This is a genomic window from Vibrio sp. YT-19(2023) (assembly GCF_033337395.1).
Window position 1 is genome coordinate 1 of sequence record NZ_JAWOQN010000323.1, and the last position, 826, is coordinate 826.

Annotated in this window: 1 protein-coding gene; it reads left to right on the forward strand. The window is 48.1% G+C overall.

The annotated features are described in order from the left end of the window. Positions 1-810, forward strand: an 810-nt coding sequence (locus R7E78_RS25690; protein WP_318058549.1) for an NAD(P)/FAD-dependent oxidoreductase, incomplete at its 5' end; no start/stop codon positions are given. Between the last annotated feature and the right edge of the window lie 16 nt (positions 811-826).

Below are 826 nucleotides of genomic sequence, written 5' to 3' on the forward strand. Positions count from 1 at the left end.
GTTGGTGCTGGCGCAACGGGCGTTGAGCTATCGGCTGAGCTGCACAATGCCGTGAAAGAACTTCGCACTTACGGATTTGGTGATCTAGATTCAAGCAAGCTGAATGTTAACCTGATTGAAGCGGGCGAGCGCATTCTTCCTGCATTGCCACCACGTATTTCGTCTGCGGCGCATCAAGAGCTTGTTAAGCTGGGTGTAAACGTTCGTACAGCAACGATGGTGACTAAGGCGGAGAAAGACGGCCTAACTACCAAAGATGGCGAAAAGATTCCTGCGCAAATCATGGTTTGGGCTGCGGGTATCAAAGCACCTGATTTCATCAAAGACATTGCAGGTCTAGAAACAAACCGTATTAACCAATTGGTTGTGAAAGGAACACTGCAAACAACGCGTGATGACGATATTTTTGTTATCGGCGACTTGGCGCAATGCACACAACCAGACGGCTCATTTGTGCCACCTCGTGCGCAAGCTGCGCACCAAATGGCTAGCCAAGCGTTCAGCAACATTGTGGCGAAGCTAAATGGTCGTGAGTTGAAAAACTACGTGTACAAAGACCATGGTTCTTTAGTGTCTCTAAGCCGCTTCTCTACAGTAGGTAGCTTGATGGGCAACTTAACCAAAGGTTCGATGATGGTTGAAGGCCGTGTTGCACGTGTTGTTTATATCTCACTATACCGCATGCACTTGATGGCACTTCACGGCGTGTTCAAAACAGGCTTGATGATGCTGGTTGGCCGCATTAACCGTGTATTGCGGCCAAACCTTAAGCTTCACTCATATCGGCGCTTCAGCCAGTTTCAGTGTTGAAACTATAGAATAGAAA